The 24,520-nt window shown below is 42.9% G+C and carries 17 protein-coding genes and 1 tRNA gene; 5 read left to right on the top strand and 13 right to left on the bottom strand.

Annotated features, from left to right (window positions below; all coding sequences use genetic code 11):
* Nucleotides 1–82 precede the first annotated feature (82 nt).
* The 5 genes from G3W54_RS05710 to G3W54_RS05690 all read right to left on the bottom strand — a co-directional run bounded on the left by G3W54_RS05710 (nt 83) and on the right by G3W54_RS05690 (nt 6,728).
* The gene (locus G3W54_RS05710) at nt 83–1,150 is read right to left on the bottom strand and encodes a DUF5655 domain-containing protein (RefSeq protein WP_162652146.1); all 1,068 of its coding nucleotides are present in this window, start codon (nt 1,148–1,150) and stop codon (nt 83–85) included.
* Nucleotides 1,143–2,654, bottom strand: a complete 1,512-nt coding sequence (locus tag G3W54_RS05705; RefSeq protein ID WP_162652145.1) for a hypothetical protein — start codon at nt 2,652–2,654, stop codon at nt 1,143–1,145. The genes G3W54_RS05710 and G3W54_RS05705 overlap by 8 nt, the downstream gene beginning before the upstream one ends.
* On the bottom strand, nt 2,651–4,027 hold the full coding sequence (locus tag G3W54_RS05700) for a restriction endonuclease subunit S (protein ID WP_162652144.1): 1,377 nt from the start codon (nt 4,025–4,027) through the stop codon (nt 2,651–2,653). Before G3W54_RS05700 ends, G3W54_RS05705 begins: the two co-directional genes overlap by 4 nt.
* Before the next feature lie 62 nt (nt 4,028–4,089).
* Complete coding sequence (locus G3W54_RS05695; protein WP_162652143.1) at nt 4,090–6,381, bottom strand: N-6 DNA methylase; 2,292 nt, start codon at nt 6,379–6,381, stop codon at nt 4,090–4,092.
* The gene (locus tag G3W54_RS05690; protein WP_162652142.1) at nt 6,381–6,728 is read right to left on the bottom strand and encodes a helix-turn-helix transcriptional regulator; all 348 of its coding nucleotides are present in this window, start codon (nt 6,726–6,728) and stop codon (nt 6,381–6,383) included. The genes G3W54_RS05695 and G3W54_RS05690 overlap by 1 nt, the downstream gene beginning before the upstream one ends.
* Before the next feature lie 98 nt (nt 6,729–6,826).
* Here G3W54_RS05690 and G3W54_RS05685 point away from each other — a divergent pair, with 98 nt between their 5' ends.
* Nucleotides 6,827–7,120, top strand: coding sequence for a hypothetical protein (locus G3W54_RS05685; RefSeq protein ID WP_162652141.1), 294 nt, complete (start codon nt 6,827–6,829; stop codon nt 7,118–7,120).
* A 248-nt stretch (nt 7,121–7,368) separates the two neighbouring features.
* On the opposite strand, the gene G3W54_RS05680 is transcribed toward G3W54_RS05685, so the two are convergent.
* The gene (locus tag G3W54_RS05680; RefSeq protein WP_197742796.1) at nt 7,369–9,087 is read right to left on the bottom strand and encodes a hypothetical protein; all 1,719 of its coding nucleotides are present in this window, start codon (nt 9,085–9,087) and stop codon (nt 7,369–7,371) included.
* Between the two features lie 696 nt (nt 9,088–9,783).
* On the bottom strand, nt 9,784–10,014 hold the full coding sequence (locus tag G3W54_RS05675; RefSeq protein WP_162652139.1) for a hypothetical protein: 231 nt from the start codon (nt 10,012–10,014) through the stop codon (nt 9,784–9,786).
* 206 nt (nt 10,015–10,220) lie between these two features.
* Here G3W54_RS05675 and G3W54_RS05670 point away from each other — a divergent pair, with 206 nt between their 5' ends.
* The gene (locus G3W54_RS05670) at nt 10,221–10,889 is read left to right on the top strand and encodes a competence protein CoiA family protein (protein ID WP_162652138.1); all 669 of its coding nucleotides are present in this window, start codon (nt 10,221–10,223) and stop codon (nt 10,887–10,889) included.
* Nucleotides 10,890–11,208: 319 nt separating this feature from the next.
* Here the strand turns inward: G3W54_RS05670 and G3W54_RS05665 are convergent, their stop codons facing one another.
* A complete protein-coding gene (locus G3W54_RS05665) occupies nt 11,209–12,540 on the bottom strand; it encodes a site-specific integrase (RefSeq protein WP_162652137.1) in 1,332 nt (443 codons plus the stop codon).
* Nucleotides 12,541–12,661: 121 nt separating this feature from the next.
* Between G3W54_RS05665 and G3W54_RS05660 the strand changes: the two genes are divergently transcribed.
* Nucleotides 12,662–12,745 (top strand) — tRNA-Arg (locus G3W54_RS05660).
* 165 nt (nt 12,746–12,910) lie between these two features.
* Nucleotides 12,911–14,203, top strand: a complete 1,293-nt coding sequence (locus G3W54_RS05655) for a site-specific integrase (RefSeq protein WP_162652136.1) — start codon at nt 12,911–12,913, stop codon at nt 14,201–14,203.
* A 10-nt stretch (nt 14,204–14,213) separates the two neighbouring features.
* Here G3W54_RS05655 and G3W54_RS05650 read toward each other — a convergent pair whose 3' ends face one another.
* Nucleotides 14,214–15,305 carry a hypothetical protein gene (locus tag G3W54_RS05650; RefSeq protein ID WP_162652135.1) on the bottom strand — a complete coding sequence of 364 codons (1,092 nt, stop codon included), beginning with the start codon at nt 15,303–15,305 and terminating at the stop codon, nt 14,214–14,216.
* A 271-nt stretch (nt 15,306–15,576) separates the two neighbouring features.
* Between G3W54_RS05650 and G3W54_RS05645 the strand changes: the two genes are divergently transcribed.
* Nucleotides 15,577–16,146, top strand: a complete 570-nt coding sequence (locus G3W54_RS05645; protein WP_162652134.1) for a site-specific integrase — start codon at nt 15,577–15,579, stop codon at nt 16,144–16,146.
* Nucleotides 16,147–16,759: 613 nt separating this feature from the next.
* Here G3W54_RS05645 and G3W54_RS05640 read toward each other — a convergent pair.
* The 4 genes from G3W54_RS05640 to G3W54_RS05625 all read right to left on the bottom strand — a co-directional run bounded on the left by G3W54_RS05640 (nt 16,760) and on the right by G3W54_RS05625 (nt 22,628).
* Entirely contained in the window at nt 16,760–17,194 is a 435-nt protein-coding gene (locus tag G3W54_RS05640) for a hypothetical protein (protein ID WP_162652133.1), read from the bottom strand.
* Nucleotides 17,191–17,847 (bottom strand): hypothetical protein, encoded by a 657-nt coding sequence (locus tag G3W54_RS05635; RefSeq protein ID WP_162652132.1) that lies wholly within the window; start codon nt 17,845–17,847, stop codon nt 17,191–17,193. Before G3W54_RS05635 ends, G3W54_RS05640 begins: the two co-directional genes overlap by 4 nt.
* Before the next feature lie 316 nt (nt 17,848–18,163).
* Entirely contained in the window at nt 18,164–18,835 is a 672-nt protein-coding gene (locus G3W54_RS05630) for a hypothetical protein (protein ID WP_162652131.1), read from the bottom strand.
* 445 nt (nt 18,836–19,280) lie between these two features.
* Nucleotides 19,281–22,628 (bottom strand): caspase family protein, encoded by a 3,348-nt coding sequence (locus tag G3W54_RS05625; protein WP_210253515.1) that lies wholly within the window; start codon nt 22,626–22,628, stop codon nt 19,281–19,283.
* Nucleotides 22,629–24,520: the final 1,892 nt, after the last annotated feature.

The following is a 24,520-nucleotide window of genomic DNA, read 5'->3' as shown; positions in this document are numbered from 1 at the left end:
CAATGGGTTAGATTTTTTTATGTTTCTTGTAAAAACCTGTGGGCAGCACCGGGGCAGCACACTTTCTTCCAACTTTCAATTTTTAAGAAGCGGCGTAACTTGCTTCTAGGAGGTCATAAACTTTGTCTATGTCTTTTTTGGATTTTATTGTAATTTCCAAGTTGCCTGTTCCAAAGTGGCCAATCTTTCTGACATCACGCATAAATGAACCATCAATTTCTACTTCATCTGGGTCAAGACTCAGATAAACCTTGAGTACGTGATTTTGATTATAAATTTGAACGGATGCAAAATTTCGTTTTCTTCTAAATGCCATATAGTGCTTTTTTGGATGAACAGTCACATCAGCACCTAGTGTTCTTAACTTCTCTGCTAATGCGTCATAAACGGTGCGAAGGCTAATGGGCGCTGCGTTGATCTTTTTTTCAATGGTTACGTATGGCTTTTTCGGCTTCGATTTTGCCTTACCGTTGCGACTTGGTACGGCGTCATCTAGCTCTTCTGAGAGTTTGGGAAGAACAAGCAACCGCAGTATGAGGTTTTCAACGGTATTCAAAATTATCTCAATTTGATCTTTATTTGGTGACCAACCACGATGGGCCGCAGCATTTCCCGCTTCTAAAACCGGTTTGAGAATGTCACTTTCGTGCACTGATAACATACCTTCGTCTTCTAGTTTGCGAAGTCCATTTCGAAAGTTCCCTTGATCGCCTACGGTTAAGACAATGAGTCGGTCAATAAGTGTTCTTGATCCGAAAGTGGCCAGATAAAGCGATTCAGATTGTAACGATTTATAAATCTCCTCGGAAATTTCCCTTAATGTATCGTCCGGTAAGTCCTCAAACCAAGGCGGTGGTCTACGATAGGTGACGGGAGGATAAATAGTTTCTTGCCAAATAGGTTCAATTATTTCTTCTCGGGTGACTGGATGATAAGAATATTCCACATCTTCAGAAAAATGAGTTTTTTTGACCAGTGCCAGGTGTTCGCACCCGCAACACTCGATGATTAAAAGCCTTTGCGTTGAACTGACCACCTCATATTCATCATGCGATGTAGTTGAATGCTCCGAACGGATGAAATGTCGAGTTTTCTGCCCACAGTCATTGCAGAAGAATTTTTCTATCTTAGTCGCGTCTTTGTTATTCATGATCAGCCAATCCATAAAACTTGGCTACTTGTTCTTTTATAGCCTCGCGAAGTGCGTTCGTGTCATCACGACGCAATTGTTTTATGCCAGCAATGTTGAAGCCGATGTCCTTCTGGACGTCGCCAATTGAACCATTGTGGACTAAGAGGAAGTTCTCGTGGCCAAGGCCTTTGCCTTGGTTCAATCCCATTAGGTAACCAATTTCCTGATAAACGTTCTTGTTGCCATGGGTCAGGTCCGCAATGAGCAGGCCGGAATCCTCGATCAGACGCAACACTTCCGCGTTGATCTCATAGGAAAATCCGGTATCGAATTGATCGATGCGAATTGGCCTAATTTCGATATCGAGCTCATGAGTCTTGTTGAGATCGTCCACGGCATTTTTTATTGCCTCGAAATTAGGCTTTGTGTCTTCGGTGAACTGCATCGATACAAACACCTGCCGTTTGCGCGATTGAGCAATCTTACCGAAAATCTTGATCAGGTCTTCGGTATTGATGGATCGCAATTCATATTGATGCGTCCGTAATACCCAATTGGTGAACTGCTCATAGTTGCCACGTGATCGATCTTCATTCAGTTGGAAAAACAGAAAAGCAGCGAAAAGTCCTTGCGCGGTAGACGCCTGCAATCGTTTGTCGCCATACGTATCATTGATGCGTTTGATAGATTCGAAAATCGCTTCGATGTCTAACGACATTTTCGTGCCAATTTGTTTGCGTACGTCTTGCAAGGACTGGATCAGCACCGACCGGGCACATTCATCTTGCCCTTCGATCTTGCCAAAGACATTTTTGATATTTGGCAAGTAGGTAAAATCTAACTGTTTTGAAAGTTGACGGCATTGAAGATATTCTGATCCAAATCGATCATTTAATTCGCTGTCTGGGAATCCTTTTGTATCGTCAATGATACCAGCAAGTGCTTCCTCAGATGTGAGAGGCAAAGCTTTTGAGTTAATGTTATGAAATAACGCTTTTTCATTCCTTGCTGCGTCCCTTTCATCGAGCAAGATTATGCAGAAAGGTGCAACATAACTATCATATTTATTGTCATTTAGGCGTTCATAGGCGGTTAACCTATGGTTCCCATCAATTCGCCTAAGAGGTTTCTCATCATCAGGCACAGTAACAGAAAAACGTTGGATACCAGACTTTTCTTTTTTATAAGGTCTAATTTTGAGTCCGTTCAGATTAGACTCAAACGTGGCCCCATCTAATAATGATTGAAGAGTGCCCAAGTTACCGACACCCGCAATTTGATTATAAATCGCATCATCGTAAATGATCTCCAGCTTTGCTGAAAGAATGACCTCTGGGAAAAATAGATATTCGCCTTCATCATAAAAATGAGCGATATCTTCTACATGTTCACTCTTTAGCTCTCTTTGGTATGCCTCGTCGGCGAAGGAGCACTTAGCGATATCCGAGAGACGAGCATATCCGCGCACTGTTAGAAATCCACCAATGGATGGGGCGAACGCGCCGTTGAAAACTGTGCTCATGCTGCATCCCCCAACAAGATTGCCTCAATTTCTGCCTTAGCTTTCTCCAATGTATGATTTGCTTCTTGGCGTAAGGAATTGGCTTGATTGAAGGTTTTGCCGATCTCATCCGCTATTATCTGTTGCTTTTTAATTGAAGGGAAAGGTATCGTAAGCTTACGCAGTAGATCAACATTGACGCCGGATTGGTTGTTCCAATTCGTACAAATGCTGTAGAAAACCTTCAAGCGCTGATAGGTGTTCAGAACGGCGGCTAGGTATTCCGGTACCAGTTCTGCTTCGTTGGTCGCGATGCGCGTAATATGGTTGGAGCATACGAAGGCACCATCGATGTCAAAAAACACCGTCTTGCCGACTTGCTCTTGGCTGTTCGTGTTGTTGAAAAGCACTTCTCTTCTTTGAAGAACGTCAGTTGGTTGTTTGGTTAAAATGCTTCGATCAAGATAAATATTGCGATCAAATTTTAATTGACGATCTGAACCTATATTGGTCGGTCGAATCTGAATAATCCCGTCGTCGTCGTGAAGTTGCACGCCACCACCGGCTGCAAAACCAGATTTCACCAACCTACAATGGACGCCAAGATTCGCGCTGGGTGTGGGCGATGCCTCAATTGCATGCCAAAGCTTGAATGAATGGAAAAGTGGATCAAATCGCCATCCACCAAGTGCATGGGCGTTTGTTCGGAACATACGATTGGCGATTGTGTTATCCGGTTTTAGCGGAAGCACGATACCAAGTTCAGAAAGTAAGTAGTCATCGATAGAGGCAAGCAATGCTTCGGCTTTTCGGGTGTACTCATAGCTTTTTTGGGTGGCTACATCGTAGCGGGCTACAATCAGATCTTGCTTCCCAATTTCAGGCGTCGGTATGACAAGCTTATGTATGAGCGATTTGTCCAGATAGTCGACGCCATTGTTTGCCACGAGTGCAAGCTTCATCTGGCGTTTTGCAAATTCCGTTGAAAGAGCTACTGCTAAGAAGCGAGCATTCACGCCTTCCTTTGCCTGCATACGAAAAATGGAACCGTTCACAATCGCGTCGCCGATGTCTTCCTTAACATGCGCGACTGACTTTTTGGACGCGATTGTTGCCCCCTTAACAGCAAGCAGAATGTCGTCCTTGCGAGCACGAGCTTTTGGGATGAAATATTCTTGCGCAACTTGTGGGCATGAATCTAGATCAATATCCAAACTTGGTTTCAATTCGGCAGACCTAACGAATTTTATTGGTAGGTCTGGCGCGTAGCTATCGCCAGGTGGAAGAGCGCCATACGCGCCATTTGCGATGAGTTCTCGCAGATACCTAGCGCCATCAGCGCGCCACAAGCGATCAAAAAACACCTGAACACTTGGCGAGTAAAGGCGAGGCATCAGTTTGCCGGTAAGTCTGCCCCAACTTGTGATGAAGTATTTTTCTTCATCTAAGCTAGGGCTTAGGCAAAAGGGCGCGGTCCCCCTTTTTCGATATGTTCAATAAACTTACCTAGCTCAGCGGCTACAGAATCAAGTTCATTTTTAGCTGTAACGCGGGCCGTCGCGTCGTAGCCAATGTCTTCAGCAATCGCCATGAAGATTTCATAGTCTGTAACCTTGGCCTTCACTGTGGCTAAGAACTCATCGTTCAACGTTTCGCGCATCGTGGCGATCTGTTCATTATATTGTTCCGATGTTGCAGCTTTCCATAGCTTATAAGCTTCGGTGGCCTCATGCGCCTTCTTCGCCTTATCCGCTTCGGCCTTCAGCTTGCGCGTGGCATCCGCCGTCAAATTCCCTTGGGCTTTCAATGCGTCCAGTTTTGCGACAAGCTCTTGGTTTGTTTGTTGAATGGTGGTATCGCCTTTTTTCAGCTTCGCCGCCTTTTCTTTGATCAGTTTTTCTAGCGCCTTGCCGCCATCTTCCCGTCCATGAATTGCGTCTTGCGCCTTTTCCTTGGTGCGCTGAATGGCAATGGTTGTTGCCTCGTCATGCTTGCGCAGAAAAAGAACAGAACTTTTCACGCCCGCGCCATTAGCGGCAAAAGCAAATTGCGGAAGCGATACGACGCTGACAATGCGCCAATGTTCTTCGATCCAATCACGCACATACTGCATACTAGAATTCGTCAGGATGCTATCTGGTATGACCATTGCCATATAGCCGCCCGGTTTCAAGAAACGATGGCATTGTTCGATGAACAGCACTTCGGTTGTTTGCTGATCTCGCGCCTTTTCCAAGAGGTTGCGACGGATGAAATCCTTCTCGCCGACCTTCTTCTGTTTGACGGTAATGTTCTTCAGCTTGGCGTCGATCCAATCTATGTCTTTGCAGCCAAGATCATAGTCTTCGAGGTAGCGCTTCTCGTTCAGCTTCACCTTAGAACCGAAGGGTGGGTTCGTGATGATATAGTCAAAGCTGTTCGGTTTGAAACCTTGGTTTTTCATCCGGTCACGCATTGTGCCGATTGAATCAAGTCCGTCGAAGGCAATAACGTTTGTATGGCCATCGTCATGGATGATCATATTCATCTTTGCCGTGCGGGCGATACCCTCAGAAATTTCGATGCCAAATAGGTTGTTTTCGGCGAAGTCGTGCCAATGCTTGTGGTGTTGTACAGATTTTGGTCCAAAGTAGCCATCTTCAGCCATTTTGTCGGCCTCTCGGCGTACCTTATCGAGTGCGTGAAGCAGAAAGCCACCGCTACCGCATGACGTATCAATGACAACAGAGTCATGAGTGATCGGCAAAGCGTCAACGATAAATTTCACGATGTTACGCGGGGTGAAATATTGACCAAATTCACCTCGAAAGAAACCAGTCATGAAGGTTTCAAACGCGCGACCTTTACTATCGAGGTCAGTATTGCCAAGGTCCGTACCGGCTAGGTAACCAACTACGGTTTGAAGTTCGGAGTTTGAAAGGCGAATGTCTTCCTTGAAGACCTCTTCGTCTCTTTCGCGGCCTTTTTCATATAGTTTTTGGATGCGCTGCTTGAGTGCGTTGCCTTTATCATCTGTAAACACTTGAAAATCATAAGCCTCTCCGGGCTTGCGTGGTGTTTTTTCATCCCAAATTTTGCAGAATATCAGTTTGTCGAGTTCATCAAAAGCCTCCGAAGGGTTCCGTTTTCCGCCTGCCCACAGTGCATCATGGGCTTGTTTGAACTTTCGCGTAAGTTCGGTTTCTTCAACAATCTCAAGCTCAAACCCCTCTTTGCCTCCCTTGGTGTATTTTGCGCGCGATGCTTCTTCATTCCCTTCTTTGGGAAGATCTGCGATACGATTTTCGACTCGTTCGGTGCCACCAAAACCCGAGACCTTATAATAGTCGTTGCGGATACCCGAAGTCATCCACATGAAGTCAGCCTTTAAGGAATTAGCGTATCCAAAGCCTTGTTCAACAGCTTGGTCGAGTTCACCCTGGCTAGCCTCTTCGCGCTTACATTCAACGACAATATACGGCGTTTTCTTGGCTTTATCCTTGAATACCACTATATCCGAATGGATATTTGGTACGCGATGCGGAACGGTGAATTCGATTTCTATTTGTTCTCGGGAGTAGCCGTAATCGAGCACTAACGATACATAGGCACTTGCACGAACAAATTCTTCGGGATCCGTCAGACGGTATTTTTTATTTAGGGCGACATATACGACATTTTTCTTGTCGTGATCTAAAGCTATAATTCCGCCATCTAGTCCAGCTTGGTTTTCGCGAATAAAGCGTTCTAGAAATTCTTCGTTGGCCATTAAGATTCTTTCTTTACATTGCCTTTTGCAGCAGCTACCGCTTCTACCTGAAGTATTAATTGATTAAGTTCTGACGGTTCCAAAATATTTGCAGAGTTTATAAATCTTTCTACAAGCTGCACCTTTTCAGTGTCAAATTCATTTAAATCAACCACGCCGAGCAGCCAATTTGGCGTTGTACCAAGAGCTTCGGCTATTCGTTTCAAAGTAGCTAGATCAGGTTCATTTCGACCAGTTACGTAGTGGCCGTATCTTCTTTCTTCTAAACCAGCGCGACGAGCGGCTTCAGAATTTGAAACACCAAGCTGTTTCGCTCGTTCTTTTAGTCGTTTTGCAAATATATCCATGAGAACATTATGTTCTCGATTAACTACGTTATGGCTATGTATCCTTTGTTCTGTTATAAGTACAAAATGTACTAACAACAGAACAAGGTTATTCGTCAATGGGTTGGTTCGCGATTCTAGTTGTTTGCCTCTCTCCAATATGGGGAGCGGTTTTAATTGAACTTTTGCAATGTTATCTGCGACCCGTGCTACTTGATCGTGTCGCCATTCAACAAGAAATCGAAAGTCTGTATGTTAAATATTCCGATGATGCATTTTCCCACGCGGTGGAGAAAGAGAATCGGGCTATTCGTGATTGTGACAGCTACCAGATAGGTTATTGGCGGGGCGTGCGAAAGGAAATAATGCGGATTGAACAAGCAAAAGGTTACACTTTCAAAAAAGTGCGCTAACTGCGTCATCAAAGAAATTATTACAGTTTAAGAAGAAGCGTAATATTGGTATCGCTTTGATAATAAATAATAAAATGTAATATTATTATGATATTAGGAATATTAAGTCGAATTGCCCACAGGCAAGAATATGCATTTTTAATTTACGTATAGGTGGTCTCATAATATTGTTAATACAGTAATGAGCTTGGATTTTCTTAGTATTTTCAGATTGTTATGGAGATTATTATTGGTAGCCCGACCTAATATTATTTATCGTTGGCAAGTAATGAGTTGTCGCTCAACATAAAGCCACGACCAGTTGTCTTGAATTTGCTCAGGTCGCCACGCCCTACTTCAACAAGTACACCATCATCTTGCAGAATTTGAAGCGCCCGTTTTAGAGCTGCGTTAGCACCGATTTTGTCATGTTTAAATGATGCCATATTCAAGAGGCGTTTTGATACGTAGCTGTGGGGAATGACTCTTGCTTCGTAGAGATTGCGTTTAACTCCATACTTGCTTGCTTTTTCAAAACCGTCGCAAAGGTACTGTGAGATCACGCGTTTTATATCTGCGATTTGTTTGGTTTGCTCGCTATTGCGTCCTATATCTCCTGTTTCAAATTGGTTGCTGATCTTAAGCACATCGCGCTCAACTACATCATAGGCCCACTGCGCGTTACCTTTGCTGATAACCGGTTGCGAAGGGTTGCAGCCGACAGCCACTAACGCAGCGAGCTTAAGCGTCTTAAGGTGCGCGCGGTTCCAAAGGTGCCGGATTACGTCACGTTGATCTGGTGAGTTGATTTGGTCAGTTGTGTATTCTTCTATCCTGTCTAGAAATAATCTAGCTTCAGGCGTGTACTCAACATTCATAGCGTGATTGTGGGAATTCAACTTAAGGCTATTGTCGCACAAAGCGCAGAATTTACCCACCGTATCCATCGAAGGAACCGCAGACGCGTGATCGGTGTTAAGATGTGGGCGTTTGCCTTCGTAGGTGATTGTCAGTATTCGCGGTAATAGGCCATCGGCTACAAGACTTTCATCTAAGTTGTTGAAGTAACTTTCGGGTGTACTTTCTCCTAACAACGTAAATGCAGGGGCAAGCACGTCTTCGGTGTTCTTGTCCTTGTCGCTGTATATCATTGGCTTAAGAACGTTGCCCATTCCTGATTTGTTGAATAGATCGAGTAATACCTTTTTTAACAGAATGTCGGATGACGTTGCCCGTGGGTGTGCGAGGCGTTGCATAGCTAGGCCGAATTCGCCAACGACCGAAACAAAACTACGTTGCTTCTGTATGAACTTTAGTAGAGCTTGCCCGCTGGATATTTCCGCCGGGCCGGTAAATTCGCTCACGGCTGGCATGGCGTTAAGCGCTGTTTTGCCTACTATGCCGCCGCGTTCAACGTACGACATGAACGTACTTATACCCGATTGCATAGCCTCTTTACCTGTGCCGGTCGGTGCCAGTAGCAACAGGTACATGTTAAGGCCGGTAGCGGATACGTTGTAGCTACGACCACACACGCCAGCCATAAGACCGATTGCGCCCGCAAGCGCAATTTCAGGTACAGGGCGCGGCGCAGACCTATAGATAAAGTCCGATAGTTCGCCTAGCAATCCGGGCGGTTGGTCTATGGTCTTTGTAGGCATGGCCGGGGCCGGTATCGGGGGCGAAACCATGGCAGGCTTAGCGGGGCTTGCCGGGGTAAGGGCGCGGGTTATTTGGGCGCTTAGATCAATGGCAGGCGTGCTCACAGGTGCCGGGGCGTTCTGTGCCTTGATCGCTGCTATAGCTTCTTCGGCTGCGTTCTTGAACCCGTCAAGGTCGATAGGCGGCAACATGCGGTCGAGTGCTTTGTTGATTGTGTAGTTAAGGTATCCGTTGCGCTGTGCCTTTTCGCGCTGGCCTAGCGGGCTTTGGCGGAACAACCGCATAAGCTGCGTGCGGTGCTGCGAATAGAACGCTAAGAAGTTCATGTACGCTTGGTCGGCTTCCGACTGAGAAGGGTATTGGTGCTCCCAATCGCCAGTATGCAGCGATACGAACTTGTCGCCGTTGACTGCGTTAGACGCCTTCTCGATTATTTCGGCGTCGGTCATTTTCTCTACAAGGTCGCCGCCGTGTACGTACGTTTCAATCTGTCCGCCTAGTTGGTGCCATAGGGTGCTTACAAGCGTCTGGCATTCACGCACAGGCGCGTTAAGGTATACGTCGCCCGTCATGGTAAAGAAGCGGTCGGAACTATACAGTTCTACGCTACCGCGTCTACGTCCGTTCGGAATGTGGCCCCGGCAAATAATGTGCAAGCCTGTACCGGACGGCGAACGTTCGGCGTAGCTGTTGAACATTTCGAATATCTTAAGTTGCGTGCGTAAGGCGCTTTCGTCGCCCTTCGTGTCGTCAAGATCAACGCCCGCGAACGGGTCCGTTTCTGTGAACACAAAGCCGATACCCGAATACGTCATGTTCTGCGCTTCTGCACACGCTACCGCTTGTTCAAACGTTGCCCACGTCGAAGGGTCGGTAACGGACGCCATGCGCCCCGTAGTCGCACTATAGGGTACTTTGGTCGGCTTCGTGCCTTCCCGGTCTTCTAACTTCCATACAACCCATTGATCATATTCACGCAAAACCATTGGCAGGTTTTGCCAACTCTTACCTTCCGACATTGATTAGCTTTCCGGTCCGAGTTCAGATGTTGAATGAACCAGTTTTGACATTCTGCCTTTTGCCCACACGTCTAAATCCTCAGGAAGATAAAGCGGAAAGCGATCGAACTTTACAAACGGCGGACCGCCGCCAACAGTCGCCAACTTGGCGAGAGTTTCAGGTGTGTAGGCACCGTAGCGTTCTTGAAGGTAGGTGGCGGCTTGTTCACGTCTCAGATATTGTTGATCAGTCATGGGAATCCTTTTCAAGTTATTCCCAAGGAGTAAAATCAAACTGAAACTAATAATAGGACATTCAAAATACGATCCAATCCTACGACGCTGAAATATCTTACATGCTCTAGTATAGAATACTATTGCACAGGTGTTGAGATCACATCGACGCCCACAAAACTTGAATAGCGCGCCAACAATACTACCTCTAGTAGATGAAATACGCATTGGTAAATAATATCCGCACAGAAGCTTCGATTAACTTGATTGGCACTTGTCCTCATTGTGGCAACGGTATGATTCCAAAATGTGGACCTATTAAAATTAATCATTGGGCGCACAAAAGGCGGAAAAAACGCGACTGCAATTGGGAGAAAGAAACACCTTGGCATAGGGCTTGGAAAAATGAATTTCCCGCCGAGTGGCAGGAATATAGTCAAAGGGATGAAACAGGTGAAATGCACATTGCGGATGTCTTCGTACCGGATGGATTTGCTATAGAATTTCAGCATTCACTTATCCGTAGAGAGGAAGTGGAAGCGCGGACGAACTTCTATCCTAATATCTGTTGGATCGTTGACGGCCTAAGGCTTAAAACTGGTTGGGAAAAGTTCCGAAGGGCATTGTGGATAGGTTATATGAGAACCATAGATGGCGTTGAAATTCATAAAACATCTCCGGGATACTCGCAACTATTGTCCGAATGGGCGCGATTGGATGCAATGGTGGTATTTGATTTTGGCAATCACGGTTTATGGTTTATAGATCGCAATAATGGCAGAGATCACGCATATATCTACAAAATTGACAAACAAAACCTAATTGAACTACTCAAGCTTGGTAAACGCCCTAAACCTTGCCCAAGCTATGAACACAAGGTTGAACTGCCATGGTAAATTCAGAAGCTAGTGGCTCTATTTGTATAGTTGGCTTGGGAAAAGTGCTGACCACTTCGCTACATTATATATGGCCGATGAGCTTCACTCTCCTTAAAATTCTACGCTTGTGAGATTCAAAATCAGTCAACTGATCATCACTTAAATATTGCTCGAGCAAAGAGTTGACAATCTTGTTCAAGCTGACGCCTGGATTAGCGGCCTTCATTTCGTAGGTTTTTTTGGCCAATTCAATATCAAACAGGAATTTGGGCTTTCGCCTTTTTTTCGAAATTGGGATATTCTCGATTTCGTATCTGCCAACTGAAACCCCCATTGCTCACGAACCTTTTTTGTGTTGGGTCAAGTCAATAACGTTCGAGGAATTACCTCCTGCCAAAGCCGCCGCAATACTCCCCCCAATAGTCTCAGACGCACGGCGCAACGGATCATCGGCGAAGTGGGAATATTGTGCGGTGGTTTCAGGTGTTTGGTGGCCTAGAAGTTTGCCCACAACACCAAGCCCCATGCCTGACATAGCGCCAACGGACGCATAAGTATGTCGAAGGTCATGCAACCGTACGCCTTCTAATTTTGCATGGTTACAAATTCGTTGCCATGGGCGCTTGAGGTCCGAGCGGGGCTTGCCGGGAATAGCTCCCGATATAACGTAATCGTCCGTTCGGGGTAGGGTGCTTAGCACTTCCAAAGCCGGTGCCGCCAATACAACCGGCTTTGCGCCGGTCTTAGAGTCCGGCAGATGTAATAAGCCACGTTCGAAATCAACTTCATTCCAACGGAGTTTGAGAATTTCGCCAACACGACACCCTGTTAAAAGAATTAAACGGACGGCTGCGACAGCATGTGGTGAAATTATTTCGCGCCGGTTTTCTTCGATTTTAGGCCGATGTTTGGTTTTCTTACCTTCGTTGAATATCCAAGGTAGGCCAATTGTTTCTGCCTCGCGCATAGTATCCCCCAAACGTTGCAACTCTTCTTCTGATAGAAAACGTTGCCCCTTGTTGTCAGGGTAGAGTTTTACGCCGGTTCTTGGGTTTGTTTCGATATAGCCTTGTTGAACCGCATAACTTAAAATGCCGCCAAGTAAACGAACGGTCCGTGTTGCAGTACCTTTTCCGCCCTTAATAATCGACCGCCCGAATTTCCCGGTCTTCTTGTCCCTTGCAGTTTTGCCAGTTGCAACGTCGCGCAAGAACTTCTGAATGTCTGTTCGCTTTATCTTGCCAATCTGCTTAGTACCGAGAAGTGGCTTGATATGCCCTTCAATGCGTCCCTTATCCGTCGCGATTGTTGATGCTTTCTTCAGATCACAACCGTGCTCTAAATACTCGTCACATAATTGCGTCATGGTAAGTTGCGCGCGTTCTTTGGCTTTTATCTCTGCGACATCCTCCCCCAAACGGGCCTTCGCCAAAACTTCACCGGCCATACTACGAGCTTCTTCGACTGTAAGTTTGCCATAAGGCCCGATGGTAACCCGCTTGACGGGTGCGTTGCGTCCGCCAATGCGATACATGGCAATAAATGTCTTGGTTCCAGATTTGCGAACGCGACAACCAAATCCGGCCAAAGCTCCGCACCATTCTACGTAGTCACGTTCTTTAGCTACGAGATTATCGACTACTTTCTTAGTAAGGCGTTTCTTCGTCATAAAACTTCTCTGGGCAGCACCGGGGCAGCACGCTTCGGGTAATTTCAAGTAAACTACGATAAGTGTATGTAAATTGAATACGTCATATATTATTGAAATATAATGATAATATCAATTTTAAGTAATTTCAAGGGAATTCAAAAATAACTATTCCTGATCCCTCCGAAGGCAGAGGCCACAGGTTCGAATCCTGTCGGGTGCGCCATTAACTTACTGATTTAGCTTGTAAAAAATATTTCTTTAGACCTGATTCAGCCTGTTTTATAACTAGCACACCACTAGCACAGATGCCTGTAGATGTAATTATTTCGATAACTTAGCGATCTGCAAAATCCGTGTTTTAGCACAGTTCTAGCACAGGGAACCACCAATGCTTTTTTTGGTGATGATGTATTTGATGGCCAAACAGGGAAAACCAAAATCCAATTATACAGTCTTCAAACGGAGCGATAGCGGATCATATGGCGTGCGCTTTACCTTAGCTGGGCATCCCCAATTCCGAATTGGACTTGGCACCGATGATCAAGCAGAAGCGCATGAAAAAGCAGCCTATATCTATATGGAAACCAAAATTCGTGCCGAAAATGGATTGCTAACAGGCAATGCCAGCTTTGATAAATTGGCATGTGATTATATTGATTTGCTATTTGAAGAAGCAAAACTCAAACCCAAACGATTGGGTCATGCCAAACATGCAAAAGCAACAGTTGAGAGATATTTCATTCCCTATTTTGGCAATCAAACTATCTCAACCATCCACCATCATGATCTGCTCAAATATTTAGATTGGCGAAAAGTATTTTGGACAACAGGTGATGGCAAAGATATTGAATTTGAAAATCATGAACGGGCTGGACGCAACCTTAGAATGCGCGTGCGCCACGTTGAAGCATCTCCAAGTACATTAAAACGTGAAGCAAGCTTTTTGCGCGGTGTGTTTAAACATGCGGTTAGAGAGGGGCATCTTAAACAGGGTGATATTCCCAAATTAGAATTGGGACGTGTGCCAGTTACAAAACGCCCCTCATTTACAAAAGACCAATATCAAAAACTGCTGATGCTCAGTGAGCAGCGTATTGCCGAAGTTCCGCAAAATCCAAAGCTGCTTTATGAGAGATTCCTTTTGAATAACTTCATCATCATTGCTGCTGAAACTGGCATGAGACCCGGCGAGATGTTTAATCTCAATTGGGGCCATATTGAAGGCATGAAAGAAGCAATAAACACGCCGATGAAAGAGCAAGAAATAACGATCCTTGCTTATGGTAAGGGTCGGCGACCAGAACGGTTCATACCCAAGCGCACATCCTATGATGGGTTTGAAGGGCAGTATCGATTATTCAAAACTCAGTTTGGAAGATGGCCCGGTAAAGACGACCCCTTGTTCTGCAATTACTTGGGCAAACGCATTGGCAGCTTAAATTCATCTCTAAATAGTCTGCTGAAAGCTGCTGATCTTTTATATGATCCATTTGGTGAGAAATATTCCACCTATTCATTCCGGCATTCCTATGCCACTTGGCAGTTGCAAAGATCACCACCTGTTAGCATCTATTGGCTTGCAAGAAACATGCGCACTTCTATTGAAATGATTGAGAAATGGTATTCAGATGCTGTGCCAGAAGATCAGGCGGTTATTTTAAGAGGCGATGATGAGTGGTGAATTGAAAATACTAATTGCCTCTTTTGGGCTGTGATGATGCCATGGATATTAAAGGTTCTAATATTGAAACAATTTTTTTTTCTTTTAATTTTGAAGCTCTTAAAGTGATGTGGTGAGCCAAATTGTGCGCAGCGTCATATGCTAGAAGTGCCTCAGCTTTTGAAGCTATGTATCCAGCATGTACAATTTTATTTCTCAGTTGGTAACAGTTTGCATGCCAGGCTCCGAACTCGGTATCGATACAGGTTTGATCCCAGCGACCTTTCAAAAATTTAGAACCCAAAGTATGGTTCACAAATCCCGCTAGTCCCTTCCGCATCAGCAGTTTTTCAACTTCTTCGAGAGGTGTTCCGTTAGCATCATTCAGAATAGTGGAAAGTTGGACCATAAAGGTTTCCAACCAAACGTTGCTCGCAACAATAGCATCAGTCCATTCTTCTATACCAATTGCACGGATTGCTCGGCGCTGCCAGATAGATGATAAACGGATCGCGCGAGCCATTGGGGATGAGAAAAAGTCGCTATGAGGACCAAGTGCTTCAACCTGCATGCCGACAGTCAATGCCAGCATAGTATCTGCAATGATGCTGCCTTTTCCATCGTGTCGAAATATCGTGGTGTAGATATCCGCATCGGCTTTTGAAGTAGGTTTGATTGTTTTTACAGGAAAACGATCAGGCAGTTGCATTGGCTTAAAGGGAAGAGGTAAAGCTCTTCCTCTTGAAAGCTCAATAGCTTGGGTCATCTCGTCTGCAGCTTGGAATACATCAGTCAGCTCTTCTTCGGTTGGCTGATCTGACGTCCACATAAGTGTAACGCATAAACCTAAAGTTTCGTCAATTTCAGTATGACCAGTATTGTGCACATCCCCATGTCTAACATGATGGAATATAACACAAATAAATCCAAATGGACGAGCAACGCAAATGTGCCAAGGATAACCGTTTTCCGTTTGGAGGTGATTCACTCCAAAATAGACATTTAAATACGAAATTGGTTCAGAACATGGATCTCGACCTGCGCGTTCGAGCTCATCAGCTAATCCATGCATAGCAAGTTCCATGTTTGGAAGCGAGTAGTCTTCGCAGTCAATTATTGGCATATTTTACTTTCGAAGTAGTTGAAGCAAATCATCGTTCTCTTGATAATTACTTTGGAGAAAACAAAGTTGTTCAAGTGATTACAAATTACAACCATTTTGTACATACTTCATACGATTAAAACGTGGAGCCCTGGCGTAATATAACATTCTATACAAAACATTACATTTCTTGCTAACTTACTGAAATCTTTAACATTCAAAAAGTGGTCGCTCTTTGGCTCAAATGGAAACATAACTTTATGCACTGAAACACTGCAAAAGGTTACATTTTATGAGGCAAGCACGGGTATTGAACGAGGTTGAACTTAAACGTGTGCTAGCCGTCATTAATATGGGGAAATACTCCCAGCGCAATCGTTTGGCTTTGCTTCTTTCACATTATGCCGGATTGCGTGTTGGCGAGATAGCTACGCTTAAATGGTCAGATGTTAATGAAACGGATGGATCTGTTAAATCGGTATTTTACTTGGATGCAGAAAATACAAAATCCAACGAAGCGAGAGCCGTTCATTTAAATCAGATATTGATGAAAGAGGTTGCGTTGGGCTGGAGGTCTTATTCCTTGCATCCGAACTTGGATGATGCTGTTATTCAATCTCAAAAGGGCAAGAGCTTTTCAGCCAATACACTATGTCAGCTTTTCTCGCGTCTTTATGCAAGTGCTGGATTAGATGGAGCAACATCACATAGCGGGCGAAGATGGTTCATAACCAAACTTGCGCATTCGGGTGTTTCACCCAAAGTTATTATGGAATTGGCTGGCCATAAACATTTGGGAACGACCCAACGATATATTGAAGTGAATGAAGAGATGAAAAGCCAAGCGGTGGCGCTGTTATAAGCTCAAACCCTTTGTTTGGCTCAATTTTCATTGAAAACATTCAAAAATTTTTGATGCTGAATAAAACTTTCGACGCCGAAAGTTTTCAAAAAAGTTGCGCCACGAAAGTTTTTTTCCTACCTCATTTGAGTGAACTCACTAGTTCATTTGTGCAAGCACACAAATTATATGAATGAATTATCAAGTAGCGTCGCTTCCATAAAAGCTTGCCGATTACTAGCCCCGATTATTGCTGAGAGAAATGTATTATTACTGAAAACTTTGGTAATCTTACCGAAAACCTTCAGTAAAATTACCGGGAGCAAAACTTTCCTCGAGGAAAGTTCTTAAAAAAGTTTCTTCAGGAAAGTTTTATTCAGTTCTTACAAGGAAACATTGTCGAATTTTTTACGCATGAGAGTTATTATTTTTATTCATTTTAAAGATTGATCAAGTGAAGATTTTGCAGGTAGAAATCATAAAAACTTTCCCCGGGGAAAGTTTTTTCAAAAACTACCGTGCTTTTGATGGCTGGTTTTCAAACCCAAGCAGACATGTACTTTAGTGTTTTACTTGGATGGAATGTGCCAAGGGGAGATATACCGCCATTTTTGCTGTTAGCAAAAATAAACACTTATAGCATAAGTGCCAAGGCGCCAAATAAGGCACCAAATACAGCTGCATGGTTTGCAGCAACATCCATGAATTCTTGGTATCTTTTTTTAAATGCAGGAGTACCGTTTGCGTGTTCCATATTCGTGATTGCTTCTAACATCTTCCGGTTTTCAATTTCTTCGAGATTAGCTTCTTTCAGCTGGCTTTTTAGCTGTTGGAATATTTTTGTGTCTTCGTGTGATGATGACAAGTTCTGAGAATTGTCTGTCGAGTTAATATTAATCCGTGCATTTTCACCCTGAATATTATTAATAATAGTTTGAGCTGTTGCAGGTGGTGTATCACTTCTTCTTATCTCAACTTGGTAGTGCGGCTCTATTGTCCCGACGCCGGACTTATATCCGGGATTTATGACTATGTATTCTTCAACTAAACCGGATGGTAGATTCCTCAAAAGCGGTCACTTGGTTGTATTTGCAGAGATGTATCAAATGTAATTATTTTTTCACCTGTAACCAGCCCTTTAATATTGTCCACTTGAGCAGAGCCATCCGCTTTAAGAAAGGAAAGCGTTTCATTCATCATGTGTTTAATCACGTAATAATCTCCTTGTTCAATATTCATTTCGCAGTAAACTTCGAGAAGAGTAGCAGCACGTTGATCTATTGTGGCTGACCCTGATTCTCCCCACCTGCCACGGTCGTATGGTTTAGGAAATTTGATCCCATCGCCACGTAATATTCTATTCTTTTCAACAGCCCTTTTTCTTATGCCTTTTGCGAACATTTTTATAATACTGACGGCTTCTGTAATTGCCTGTTTACGCTCGGGTTTCTTATATTTTGAGAGGTTTTTTTCTATTGAATTAAAAAAATCGGCGACTTTGAGTTTTCTATAGTGGGAAATTGTTTCCCAATAGATATCTTCTGTTGTGCCTGAATAGCCAATCCCGCCATATCTAATCGGAGCTCCGCGAAAGCTTTCAATCTCTGTTACTCTATTCTCTCCAATAAAATGCCATTTGAAAAACCACCCATTATCCATCCTTGATAATTCTTGTTGAACTTCAAGTTCTAGATTTTGTCCTATGGTAGTTTTGAAAGGCATATTCAACTTCTCTATTGCGCTTGCAATTAGCTTTAACTTCTCTTAATGGTCGTGCCAAGAGATAAGTTTTACCGATATTGTTCAGTAATATTACCGGGAACAGAACTTTCACCAGTGGAAGAACTATAAAAAAATTTTCTTGGTGAAAGTTTTTGTGAGTTTTTGCAAACTAAGAGTTCTTTCGTCGACCCAGTCCCAATTATCCGACCATTGAGTTGTTAGTTTTGTTCATGTTTGTTTTTGGTTGTAAAACAGAAGACATGTTTTGAATCAAAATTGGCAGGCTCGTGCTAAATTGTTCCGCTTCAAGAGAGCCCTATGGAGCTAATTTGCAAAAATACTCGGTAAATTCGGAAATACTGGGATTATTAAATTCAATTCTTTTCCGCTTGATTTGTGTATCCATAATGTTGAAAAAGTAGCATGAGCTAGCTCCAAAATATCTTTTCATTAAATTGGGCTCACATATTGCATCCTGCACACACAAACCCGCTTTTCCATAGAAGTAATTTAATCTCTCAACCGATATTGTGAACTTCGTATAATTTGGAATATCGACATTATCTGCATTTATTTTCGATGCCGCACTTTCATATGCCTCGGCATTTGTGGTCATGTCATCAATTATATTTGACGCATATTTTGTAGAAGATTGTGTATCATTTGGATATTTTTGTTCAGCTTGCTGTAAAACCAAGCTCGTTAGCGTGTTGAAATCTCTGAAATTTTCTAAATAGTTTTGGTCTTCCCAATCATCAACTATCTGCAAAGCATGACGGATTTTCGTTTGGTGCTTTCTATCAAGATACTCAAAAAAACCAAATCCCGCTGCAATCATCAGGCCGAATTTGAAGACTATATCAATCCAGTCTTTTCGGCGTTGGAATTTGTTCTTCTGTTCCTTTTCAGTTCCCGTATCGTCAAACTTTTCTGAAGTTGACCCTTCACCATCTTCCGCACTTGCAACAGCCATCGTATCTTTTTCCATCTTAGCAATGCTTTTCAAAGCTGATTAATTTCGATGGGGTAAAGTTGCTTTTTTTATCCGTTACCAACTTATAAAGGCATTCAACCGCATCCTTTGTAAGGTAATGTGAATTAGGATCATTAATAGTTTTGCGCGGCGTGGTTACCACATCCCGGCTTCTTAAACCACATTTGAAGTTTACAAATATTCTCGTGACCCCTTCTTCGACAAATAACTCACCAAGACTCTGCTTCTCATATCTCTTTTTAAAGCAAGTCGCTTTGGATCTATTCAGCTCGACAAACCCACTACAAATATCACATTTGTAATTACTCTCTGCTTTTAAGTTACTCATAATAACTAGCATGAGTATCAACTGCAGGAGGAATATTTTATATTTCGAGCTCAACAATATATCCCAACTTAAAATACAAATTTCAATCTATTCGCCGACATAGAGTAGATGTCAGAACAGTGCAAAATCTCCAACCATTCTATTTCTCGCCATCCATGGTGTCTGTGTCAATATCTCATCACTCGCGACGCCAACTTGCGCATTTTTTACCCCACTTACCACCAACGATTTAACCCCCCGAAATAACTCACTCAACTCAATAGAACCGTTTTCATTCAAGTCATGTTTAGAGCGATCTTCAGAAATAACATCTGCAAGAGCCCTTGCAAAAAAACCATTCTTGGCGAATTCATCTTCTAGCGCATATTCTCTGCCCTTAGATGCAGAGAACACCACGATTCCGGACGGCACAGAATTTAAGACATCTTCTACCAAGTCATCATTGGTTGAAAAAAGTCCTTGACCAGCTAAACCGCTGTGACAGGTGTCCAAAAAAATCAAAACACGTGCTTTTGATTTTTTCAAAACAGTAGATAAGTCATTAAATGAAAGCGACGTGTTCTCAATATCTTCTATATCTGTGTTAGAAGTTGCTAAGTAGTAATTTCCATCACTCCCTTTCAAACCATGGCCAGCGAAATAGAAAGCTATTGTATCCCCGAGGTCAGACTTCTCGACTAAAGAATTGAGTTCCCTCAGTATATTATCTGGCGAGGCGTTCTCATCAACCAATCTTTTGGAGGAATTTAACTGTACATGATTTAAGGATAAACTATCTATGGACGTCGCAAATAGCTTGGCATCTTCAACAGCGGCTCCGAGATTGTGGATTTCATCCGTATTGGAATGGCTATAGCTATTGATGCCGACGCTTAGATACCTTACTTTTCTCTTATTATGAGACGCTGACACTTCAAGCTGATACGGTGCGCTGACCACGCCACTTTCGTCTGTCGCTACTATACTAACCCATTTCGTACCAGAACGTAAATTTAATGATTGGGAGATTTGATACTCTTTGTAACCATCGTCGGTCTTAATTTCCTTTGTTATCAGTCCATCTTCTAGGATAGTAATCTTTTGAAGCGGCAATATACTTTTGGCTTGGATTTCAATGTCCAATTTTGATTCAAATTGTCTTGCGGACAATTTCACTATCGGTGGTGGTGTCAGGTCGGCATGGAAATTCGAAAGTTCACCATTAAGAACTTTTTTTGCGAGACTTGGGACACGCATTTTCTGTTCAAACTGCTGAGCAGAGTAGTCGCCAATGTGACCAGGAAATTTGTAAAAAATAAAATGTGCCCCTTCAGCAGTCGCATCATATCTCCCATCTGGTGTCCAAACGACAATTTCATCATCTGCATAGAGTCCATTGAGTGCTGTACTTGGGTCCTTGATTTCATTTATCAAGAATGTCCCATCCGAGTTTAATGACATTATATGCTGTGCCCCCGCCGTAATATAAATATCTTCGAAAATATCCCCGCGAGCTAAGTTGAACTGCTTATTTACGAGCTTACCTGTTTCGGTATCTATTATTGCGAAGGCAAGAGCTTCATTTGAATAAAGAATTAAATAATTATCAAATACTTTTATTTCGAAGTCACAAGCGTCAACATGAGATCTACAAACATTTCCGGGCGCATCTGGGTCTACGAGATAGTCAAATTCGCTATATGTGCCTTTCCAAGTGACAAGTCCTTCTGGATATTTGCTTGAGTATAAACGTGTTTCTGGGGAATTGAATGCACCCGAACCTTCTGCGCATTGCTTTGTTGTAAGCCAAAATTTGTGACCGTTATATGTCCAGTTCCAGGCTCGAAGAAAATTTGCTGATACCTGTCCATCCAAAATATTGCATAAATTTTCCCTAACTATTCTAGCACTATTAAAACCTGTATCATCTATAATACGCTGCTGAATATCTTGGTGACGGGCAAATGTTGCGCTGTCTAAATCTTCCAGCCAAATGATCCGGTAATCGGCATCTTTTGAAAAATCATATTTGTTTACTTCATTGCTCTCTTTCTTGAGCTTCCCCAACATAGATTCAAATTGGTGAATTTGGGGAGCAGTTCGAGCAGCATCTTGCGCGGCACTACGTAATCTCCAATTTGTTTCCTGCGACGCTACGCTCTGCACCGAATCGAAATCAGCTAAACGAGGTCTACTATTGTGCGCAATGTCTGTTACTAAGTGCAGCTTCAAACTATCTGCCAATTTTTGTTCTTCCATCCAATTACTGGACGTTGTGAACTGTTTTGGGTCAAACAGTCTCGAAATATTAATCACCGGGCGGAACTTGATTCCATCAGGCCAATTCAACTGTGTTAGACCCGTAATTCTTGCTGCAGTTTTTAAATCGCGACGTATCTGATTGGGAGTACTTAATCCATTATTTTTGGGATTATCTAGAACAGGCTCACCGGTTACTTTGAAGATGAATGAACTAAAATATGTACTCGCAATAACCAAATTATTTTCTAAATCTAGTTTGGTGTCAACATTGTGTCCGCCTGCAGCTCTCGCTCCACCTCGGGAGGTAATTATGGATTTTCCAGCCACTAGATTATGCAGGTCTGTTTGGCCGTAGCCATTCAACATTCGATATACGAAACTGTCTCCTTTATCCCAAATCAATGCACTCCAATTTATGGATTGTTGAAAGCTGTCAGGTTCATTTGTAAGCCGTTTTCCATCAACGGCGTCAAATATGCCGCCCTCGTTACCATGTGGCACAACCAAAAATCTGCCGGATGGTGAGAAGTGTGGATCCGACCCCACACCAGTGAGTATTTCCGAACTGGTAAATACGTCCAAAAGCCGATAATGTGTTGGGTATATTTCTAGTTTTCGATCTCTTTTGGAATTTAGTATTATTCTATCAGGCTCTGCCAAAGTATCAGGGTCTTTTATAACAATCTTTGGCGACGGCGAGGTATTTACGACAACCTCCAAGTTCCTCTGATTGGGTGTTTCGATGTTCTCATCGCATCCGCTGTGCCCAACCACAGCCCAATCTACTCTTAAAGTCCCTGAGATAACGGGTTCAACAAGTATTTTGCCTTTCTTCGGAACACCTCTCCCATAGTATGGGACAACTATTCTGGTTTTTGATTGCTCCCAAGAAATACCAAAAGCAGCATTAGAATTTGGCAATAATACATAAAGATTATCCCCTTTGACCCGAATAGGTCCGTCAAAAGAAATCATCAAAAACACGGGTTCTCTTTCCGGAAACGAGCCTCTTGACCAATTGAATTCTATACTACCTCCAATAGTAATAGAGCTTTGAGATGGTGTCACAGTTGTGGTGTTTGCGAGACGGTTTGTTATCAGATCGCGCTGATCACAGCTCAGATTTGAATTGAATTCAAATTGCTTTGAAAAAGATGTGCCAGCTGATAATCCTAAATAAAGGGACAGACATAGAAATAGACCGCATATTTTTAGCATGGTGGGATACCAATTCAACTGAAATAAACTTGAATAAGTTATTGATTTTTTCTATCGGTTGCAATGTCTTATTTTAATTAATTGTGGTTGTTGTCTAGCCCCAATTTTCATTGCCGCTAATTTTAGATTTCTCCAATAAAGGTTTCGGGCAATGGTGGTCGCATATTGTCAGATGAGAGAGCAATTGTCGTCGAGTTGGATCTGAAATAATCATCTTGTGGCTTTCATTTTCTATGTATCAAATTCTCAATGTCTCCCTTGAACCAAAACAGTAGACCTTATCCGAATTAACGGTGTCCGCTTTTGTTTCAATTTTGGCCCGTGCTGTGTTTGTCAAATTGACTGACCACGGTAGAAAATAAAAAACTACCGTGCTTTTTATGCGGTTTTTGAGTTTTTGCGCTGTGCAAAAAAATAAAAACTTGCACGGTGCAACTTTTAAAAAAAACTTCCGCACCGCAAGTTTCAAATACTGAGTAATTTTACCTAAGCCTTTAGGTAATATTTGCACTTACCTGGGTAATAATTGCAGGGTTTTGCTGTTGACTTTTTTCGGTTTGTTGCGTGGCGATCTATCGAGTGTTGCTGGGTGCTTTCTTAAAAAAACTTTCACCGTGAAAGTTTTTGGTTCCGTAAATTGAACGAGTAACTCCGTATTGAACCTGAGAAACAGCCCTTCATACCAACCAATTTCAAAATATCTAATTTAACCAACTTGGCTTTGGTTTCAAACGTATTTCTTTTTAGGCTCTGACTTACCAGAGATGTTATAATGTTGGGGTAAATCGAACGGCATTGCGGTGATTTAATTCGCGCTGCTGAGCAGTTTGGTTTTGATAAATAGATTTATCATGTGCCTTTGCATTAGGTGACATGACCATAGCGGAATTTGTATTAAAACGGGATGGGGAACATGACCCATACTATGAGGTATCCGTAACCGAATGGAACGTAATAACAATTGGGCCCGGCGGGATTTCCCTTTTGTTTGGACACGCCATAGCAATAAGCTGAATGATCAAATGTGAGTTTTGCTTGATTGCCAAAAAGGGTCACCTTCGGGGAACGGGGGATGAGATGTAGGATACCTCATTTACTTAGTAGTCGAAGCGAAATAGTTCACACATGGCTTGGTGATTTGACATGTGTGAGGTCCATTGAGGTCAACCTATAACCGAGATGGATTGATGGCTTAAAAGCCAAACCGTGCTTGCCAAAAGCAGGATGTTGGAAATGATAAAACGGAGATCGGAGCACCGCCGTTTTGTTTGGGATGTAAGATGCAAAGAACCCCAAAGATATTTCTTATAGGTATGTGATAACTCAGCAAATGATATAACAAACAATCCCCCCATCTGTTTAAGCATGACCTTCTTTATTTTTTCAGCTTTCTCAGATGGGGGGATAGAAAGCTCTAATCTAGCAAAGACATAATATCGCTTCGCTCAGAAGGATCACTTATTCAGCTTAAAGCCATATTATGGATTTTTATGGAGAATGAATATCTTAAATTAGACCTAATTGTTTTACAGCTTTTGTCGTAAGACAAAGGCGCATAAAACAAGCCAGGTCCGGTGGTTGTTTCGTAGAAACATGCCACCGTAATATCCAGCGAATCTTCAAGAAATTACCAATATAAAAACCGCTCAAATTATCGAGAAATGAATTGCTTGGAATTATACCGAATTATGAGCTTTTTTCTGACGCCTACTACAAACAGAAAAACCAAGTTCAGTTACAAAAGAAATTTTCAAACTTGGTTTTGATGTGATCATTTTAATTTGAATGGAAGAAGGAGTTTTCGACAGATTTAGCCCAATTCATGATCGTGTTTTAAATCGGTGGTTCTCCTGCTGCTCAGCCATAAATAATCGAGTATCACAGATAATCAG

This window comes from Lentilitoribacter sp. Alg239-R112, from assembly GCF_900537175.1.
Lineage (GTDB): Bacteria > Pseudomonadota > Alphaproteobacteria > Rhizobiales > Rhizobiaceae > Lentilitoribacter.
This window is presented reverse-complemented; position numbering and strand designations above follow the sequence as displayed.

Coding starts and splice junctions, on each gene's coding strand:
- G3W54_RS05710 (WP_162652146.1), bottom strand. CDS start 1,150: ATGAATAACAAAGACGCGACTAAGATAGAAAAATTCTTCTGCAATGAC.
- G3W54_RS05705 (WP_162652145.1), bottom strand. CDS start 2,654: ATGAGCACAGTTTTCAACGGCGCGTTCGCCCCATCCATTGGTGGATTT.
- G3W54_RS05700 (WP_162652144.1), bottom strand. CDS start 4,027: ATGCCTCGCCTTTACTCGCCAAGTGTTCAGGTGTTTTTTGATCGCTTG.
- G3W54_RS05695 (WP_162652143.1), bottom strand. CDS start 6,381: ATGGCCAACGAAGAATTTCTAGAACGCTTTATTCGCGAAAACCAAGCT.
- G3W54_RS05690 (WP_162652142.1), bottom strand. CDS start 6,728: ATGGATATATTTGCAAAACGACTAAAAGAACGAGCGAAACAGCTTGGT.
- G3W54_RS05685 (WP_162652141.1), top strand. CDS start 6,827: ATGGGTTGGTTCGCGATTCTAGTTGTTTGCCTCTCTCCAATATGGGGA.
- G3W54_RS05680 (WP_197742796.1), bottom strand. CDS start 9,087: ATGAACTTCTTAGCGTTCTATTCGCAGCACCGCACGCAGCTTATGCGG.
- G3W54_RS05675 (WP_162652139.1), bottom strand. CDS start 10,014: ATGACTGATCAACAATATCTGAGACGTGAACAAGCCGCCACCTACCTT.
- G3W54_RS05665 (WP_162652137.1), bottom strand. CDS start 12,540: ATGACGAAGAAACGCCTTACTAAGAAAGTAGTCGATAATCTCGTAGCT.
- G3W54_RS05655 (WP_162652136.1), top strand. CDS start 12,911: ATGCTTTTTTTGGTGATGATGTATTTGATGGCCAAACAGGGAAAACCA.
- G3W54_RS05650 (WP_162652135.1), bottom strand. CDS start 15,305: ATGCCAATAATTGACTGCGAAGACTACTCGCTTCCAAACATGGAACTT.
- G3W54_RS05645 (WP_162652134.1), top strand. CDS start 15,577: ATGAGGCAAGCACGGGTATTGAACGAGGTTGAACTTAAACGTGTGCTA.
- G3W54_RS05635 (WP_162652132.1), bottom strand. CDS start 17,847: ATGCCTTTCAAAACTACCATAGGACAAAATCTAGAACTTGAAGTTCAA.
- G3W54_RS05630 (WP_162652131.1), bottom strand. CDS start 18,835: ATGGAAAAAGATACGATGGCTGTTGCAAGTGCGGAAGATGGTGAAGGG.
- G3W54_RS05625 (WP_210253515.1), bottom strand. CDS start 22,628: ATGCTAAAAATATGCGGTCTATTTCTATGTCTGTCCCTTTATTTAGGA.